This is a genomic window from Nostoc sp. CmiVER01 (assembly GCF_034531135.2).
Classification (GTDB): domain Bacteria; phylum Cyanobacteriota; class Cyanobacteriia; order Cyanobacteriales; family Nostocaceae; genus Nostoc.
The window spans coordinates 1-5,330 of sequence record NZ_JAVRBU020000044.1 but is presented as its reverse complement, the minus strand read 5'-3'; the positions used below and the strand labels follow the sequence as shown (position 1 = coordinate 5,330).

Sequence of the window (5,330 nt, the reverse complement as noted above, 5' to 3'; positions counted from 1 at the left end):
GTATCAGAGACTACTATTCTTTTCTTTAGCGATGGCTACGCCCGCCGAAGGCATCGCAGAACTTTTCGGTCTACTGAAATTGTTTATGGTAGACAGGTACAGGAAATGATTGCCATTGAGCAATCTAAAATCGTAGCAGGGGGGGTGGGGTTAGCAAAGGGTAGCTCATTCAGCAATTGCAAGAACTTTAGCGATGAAGGCACTTGCCGTTCAAACCGCCACTTGTGGCGGCGCTCAACACAGCTTGACTAACATAAACTGTTAGAGAGAGAAGAAGGATTGAACTGAATGAATAATAGCTCCATGAACAACAACCCTGCCACCCCTGCTGCACAATGTCCCTTCCGGGGAACCCGCATTGGCGGCGCGCTCGGCTCCAAGCCGCAAGTCGATGATTGGTGGCCGAACCGACTTCAGGTCGAACTGCTTCACCAAAATTTGCCCCAAGCTAACCCACTGCGAGATTTCGATTACAAAGGAGCCTTCGCGAAAATTGACTTTGAACAGTTGAAGAGCGATATCAAAGCGCTGCTGACCGATTCAAAGGACTGGTGGCCCGCCGACTATGGGAATTATGGACCTCAGATGATTCGCATGGCGTGGCACTCAGCAGGCACCTACCGGATCGCGGACGGTCGAGGTGGAGCGAGTCAGGGTCTGCAACGCTTCGCACCTATCAATTCGTGGTGGGATAATGGAAACACAGATAAATCACGACGGCTGCTCTGGCCTATCAAGCAGAAATATGGTGCGGCACTAAGCTGGGCCGATCTGATGGTTCTGACGGGCAACTGCGCGCTCGAAATCATGGGGTTTAAGACCTTCGGTTTTGGTGGCGGTCGCATCGATGCCTGGGAGGCGGATCGCGCGACATACTGGGGACCCGAATTCTGGAACGGCGATCCAGTTGACGATGTTAAGGAACACCCTGGTCATCCTGACGAGATGGTCACTCGCACGATTCGGTGGGTTGGAAAACCGGATGAGCAATACTACGACCTCGAAAACCCACTAGCGGCTTCGCACCAAGCGCTAATTTACGTCAATCCAGAGGGTCCAAACGCTGAAGGCGACCCATCTGGCTCGGCGCGAGACATTCGCGAGACTTTTGCGCGGATGGGCATGAATGACGAAGAAACTGTCGCGCTGATTGCAGGCGGTCATGCCTTTGGCAAAAGTCACGGCATGGTCTCGCCGGACAAGATTGGTCCAGCGCCGGAAGCTGCGCCGATTCAGGCGATGGGCTTAGGGTGGCAGAACGCTGAAGGCACTGGGTTTGCCGAATATACGATGACGAACGGGATCGAAGGATCGTGGACTCCAAACCCAACCCAGTGGGACAATAGTTACCTAACGAATCTTTTTAAGTACGAATGGGAACAAACAAAGAGTCCAGTAGGTGCGATTCAGTGGAAGCCGAGCAATCCTAATGCGCCGAAGACACCGGACGCTCATCTGCTGGGTGTTGAGCACCCGTTAATGATGATGACTTCGGACATTGCGTTAAAGGTCGATCCGGTCTATCACGAGATTTGTCAGCGCTTCTTGGGTGATTTTGATTACTTCAGCGATGCGTTCGCACGCGCCTGGTATAAGCTGATCCATCGGGATATGGGTCCGAAAACGCGCTATCTTGGTCCGGAAGTCCCAGAGGAAGATTTGATCTGGCAAGATCCAATTCCGCCACTGGATCATGATGTCGTTGATGCCGCCGATATCAAGTCTCTCAAGGATCGGATTTTAGCGAGTGGACTCTCGGTTTCGGCGCTCGTGTCAGCCGCTTGGGCGGCGGCATCGAGTCACCGCCATTCCGACAAGCGCGGCGGCGCAAATGGGGCGCGCGTTCGCCTCAATCCTCAGAAGGACTGGGAAATGAATCGCCCGCAGGAACTCGGTGAGGTGCTATCGACCCTTGAGCAAATTCAGGCGGACTTTAACGGCGCTCAGTCGGGCAACAAAAAAATCTCGATCGCAGACCTAATCGTCCTCGGTGGTTGTGCTGCGGTCGAGAAGGCTGCACAAGAGGCTGGACTTTCCGTTGCCGTCCCGTTTACTCCGGGGCGGATGGATACGACTCAGGAGCTGACAGATGCTGAAATGTTTAATTGGCTGAAGCCAGTTTCGGATGGTTTCAGAAATTATCACAATGAGGCGGTTGGCTATAAGGTGAAGCCAGAGCGTATCTTCCTGGATCGAGCGCAGCTCCTCACGCTGACCGCACCCGAATGGACGGTTCTAGTTGGCGGACTTCGGGCGCTCGATCAGAACTGGGACTATTCAAAGCACGGTAGCTTCACTGACCGACCGGGTGTCTTGACCAATGACTTTTTCCGTGTCCTGACCAGTATGGACTACGAGTGGAAGCCTGTTGACAATCGCGAGATGCTTTTTGACATCTGCGATCGCGAAACCGATGCAGCGAAGTTCACCGCAACCCGCTGCGATCTCATCTTCGGCTCGAACGCCCAACTGCGTCAGATTGCTGAAGTCTATGGCGCTGATGATGGTCACGAGCGGATGGTCAAGGACTTCGTTGCAGCCTGGAACAAGGTGATGATGCTTGATCGCTTCGACGTTGACGCTGAACAGACCCGCTAAAGTCTTGAGCGCTCAACACGCCCGAACTCCACGGGTGTATCGCTGCGCTTTGAAGAACTCACCGTGGATAAGAACGCTCCTTATCCACGGGCAGCACAGATGTATGGTGTTGATTTTGCTCGATAAACTCTCAACAAGTATTTTCATGCAGTTTCTTACCCTTTGCGATCGCATCTATAAGTTGCGGGGGAATGAGAAGTTGGAAGATGCCATACCCATCTGTTCTTTTAGCGCTTTTGCCAGTCGATGATCTCGGTGAAACATCCAACAGCCACCAGTCGCTCTGCCAGTGAGATAGCATTGACCAGTTCTATGCGAGGTTCTGCGGCAATGTAAGAACGCCGTAAAGTTACGCCACCCGGTAACTGCTGGGAATAGCCTTCGTTTAGTACTAAAGAGACTAATTCCTGTGTGCTTAACAGCTTGTTCTTGAGTCCGAGTTGTTCAGCCACCGACTGGATATCCTGAGCATTGACCACACGACCGAGAATCTTTTGTCCATCGCTGGTTTGTAGTCGGAATACTCGACTATTCTGCTGTGGTAGTATTTTCCAGATAGGCAATAGAATACCAGTCACTAAATGCAGGTAATCGGTGGTGAACTTGGGCAGTGTGTCTACTTCAGTAGACCATGCCGCAACAAAGGTATCAGCCGAAACCTGCCGCCAAGTGGACGATTCAAAATCTTTGACTGGCACACGGGTTTCTTTCTGTGGGCGAATGAGCAATATCCTCGAAATAACGCCACCGTCAGAGTCGAACGTGCTGTGAGTTGGGATTGCCACTGCCGCATTTCTAGACTTCTCATTTATCATGAGTTTTCCCTGGTGCATACTGACAAGCTCAATCATCTCGTCAGCAGTTTTGATGTTGTTTTTCTAGAGTCGCTCTACCTTGAGGTAATTCGTTATACTACCAGTACCAGGGTGAGTATATACTGGTTCTTGGCCTTCGATGGTGAATTTCTCAGCCCGGAGTGTCTCTACACCCATTTCATAGACCCCCGCCGCGATCGCTGCTTCAATCTGTTGACTTAGCAACAACTCAAAACGCTCAAAAATGGTGTTTAGCATATCGATGCGTAAAGCCAACAGGCGATTGAGGAATTGGCGCAATGCTAAATCCTCTTCAATCGCTTTAATTAACTGCGGACATTTCATGCCAGTCAACAGATGCTTGAAGAATCTTTGCTTGTGCGACTCGAACTGAGACACCGCGCTCATCTTTGCAGCACAGTTGTAAGTCTTGTCACCAGAGATATTACAAGCTTCCAGGGCTTTATCTAAATTATTATGAATAATACCAAAAGCATCAGAATAGCTATTGTAAATCCGTTCTTGCGTGGGCGTTAAATCAATGTAGAGCGTTTGATACTCCACCCCCTCAAACGAGAGACTCCGCGCCAGATAGAGTCCCAAAGCCTTGAGATCCCTGGCTACGACTTCCATCGCGGCGATACCACCGCCCTCAATGGATTCCACAAAATCCTCACGGGAGGTAAACGGAAAATCTCCAGTCTGCCAAAGCCCCAGACGATTTGCATAAGATAGGTTAGAAACCTTCGTCGCTCCACTAGCAGAAACGTAGACAACCCGTGCCTGCGGTAATGCGTTTTGCAACCTCAGCCCAACAATGCCTTGCTGGGATGCTGCAACTATACCGAGTTTACCCTCTTGAGCCATTGCATTGCCCATCGCGTGACACTCATCAAATGCGATCGCTCCCTCAAAGTCCTTGCCTGCCCATTCAACAATTTGCTTGAGCCGACTTTTACCGTTCTTTTGGGATCGTAGAGTTGAGTAGGTGCAGAATAGGATGCCTTGGGTGAAAGGGATTGGATCGCCTAGCTTGATGTTGCCCAGATCAATAATGTCCTTTTCGCTACCGTCTAACGCACACCAATCACGTCTTGCATCCTCAATCAGTGCAGAACTCCTTGATACCCAGATTGCTTTTCTTCGTTCCTGACACCAATTATCGAGGATAATGCCAGCTACCTGTCGCCCCTTACCAGAACCCGTGGAATCGCCCAAGAACCAGCCACGACGGAATTTTACCGCATTTTCTTCGCCCTGAGCCGCAACAGTCACATTATCCCAAGAATCATCGACAATATAAGACCCAGACAAAAATTCTGAGTGCGTTTGACCTGCGTAAATCACGCTTTCAAGTTGTGCCTCTGATAACAAGCTTTGTGTGATAATGTTGCTAGGAAGATGCGGTTTGTAAGTTGGTGCTGGTGGTGAGACAAGTGCGAGGGCTGCACTCTCACAAAGCAGTGAGGGATGAGGTAAAGCGTCCTTGATCCGGATTCTTTGTGGGCGATAAGTTTCATATAAAGTATCTTTGAGTCCTTCAGTAGCAGACCACTCGACGACTTCGTATTCCAGCACTACTATGTCGTCTGGAAGAAAGGAAATTGTTTCTGGTTGTGCAACTGTAATACGCTTTGGCAATTGAACGACTTTTGCGATGCCTACGGCGGGCGGGTACGCCATTGCAGTAGCTTTGATATCTGAGCGTTCCCACGAAGATCGCTGTGGCAAATGCTGAATCAACGCCAGCAGTTCGGGCAAGTCCAAGGTTTCGGGAATACAGGGGATGTTGCCGGGATTATCAGCCGGAACTTTGTCGATCACTGTAATCCGAGTGTCGATAGTATTAACTTCTTCACTGAAACAACTATTGAAACAAACAGCATCTCAATTAAAAGGAGCTGCAAAACGCAAATT

At 50.3% G+C, this 5,330-nt stretch carries 4 protein-coding genes; 2 read left to right on the top strand and 2 right to left on the bottom strand.

Annotated elements, in window-relative coordinates; all coding sequences use genetic code 11:
- On the top strand, nt 1-252 hold a 252-nt coding region (locus tag RMZ43_RS35845; protein WP_428851009.1), incomplete at its 5' end, for a hypothetical protein.
- Nucleotides 253-288: 36 nt separating this feature from the next.
- Nucleotides 289-2,598 (top strand): catalase/peroxidase HPI, encoded by a 2,310-nt coding sequence (gene katG, locus RMZ43_RS35840; RefSeq protein WP_322652102.1) that lies wholly within the window; start codon nt 289-291, stop codon nt 2,596-2,598.
- A 227-nt stretch (nt 2,599-2,825) separates the two neighbouring features.
- On the opposite strand, the gene RMZ43_RS35835 is transcribed toward katG, so the two are convergent.
- The gene (locus RMZ43_RS35835; RefSeq protein WP_322652103.1) at nt 2,826-3,413 is read right to left on the bottom strand and encodes a hypothetical protein; all 588 of its coding nucleotides are present in this window, start codon (nt 3,411-3,413) and stop codon (nt 2,826-2,828) included.
- 63 nt (nt 3,414-3,476) lie between these two features.
- Nucleotides 3,477-5,237 carry a strawberry notch-like NTP hydrolase domain-containing protein gene (locus RMZ43_RS35830; protein WP_428851008.1) on the bottom strand — a complete coding sequence of 587 codons (1,761 nt, stop codon included), beginning with the start codon at nt 5,235-5,237 and terminating at the stop codon, nt 3,477-3,479.
- Nucleotides 5,238-5,330 lie beyond the last annotated feature (93 nt).